This window comes from Kocuria salsicia (assembly GCF_007681555.1).
Taxonomy (GTDB): Bacteria; Actinomycetota; Actinomycetes; order Actinomycetales; family Micrococcaceae; genus Kocuria; species Kocuria salsicia.
Map to the genome: position 1 here is coordinate 1 of NZ_VELE01000042.1, position 350 is coordinate 350.

Here is a 350-nt window from a genome sequence, read left to right on the forward strand (position 1 = left end):
AGTGCCGCCGCCGAGTCCAGCAGGAACTGCACGGACACCGCGGACGCAAGGGCGACCCGCTCTACACCGCGCGGCGGACCCTGCACACCGGGGCTGACCTGCTCACCGACCGCCAGCACGAGCGCCTTGACAAGCTCTTCGCTGGGGACCGGCACGTGCACGTCGAGTGCACCTGGGGGATCTACCAGCGCATGATCTCCGCCTACCGTCACCCCGACCGGGCAGCCGGCCGCGTCGAGATGAGCTCCGTGATCGACGCCCTCGCCGACAGTGTGCCTGAGGCGTTGGTAGAACTGCGCAAGCTCGGCCGCACCCTGACCAGACGCGCCTGCGACGTCCTGGCCTACTTC

The 350-nt window shown here is 69.4% G+C and carries 1 protein-coding gene; it reads left to right on the forward strand.

From position 1 onward, the window contains the following. A partial coding sequence (locus FS770_RS13610) for a transposase (RefSeq protein ID WP_145012805.1) occupies positions 1-350 on the forward strand: 350 nt, incomplete at both ends.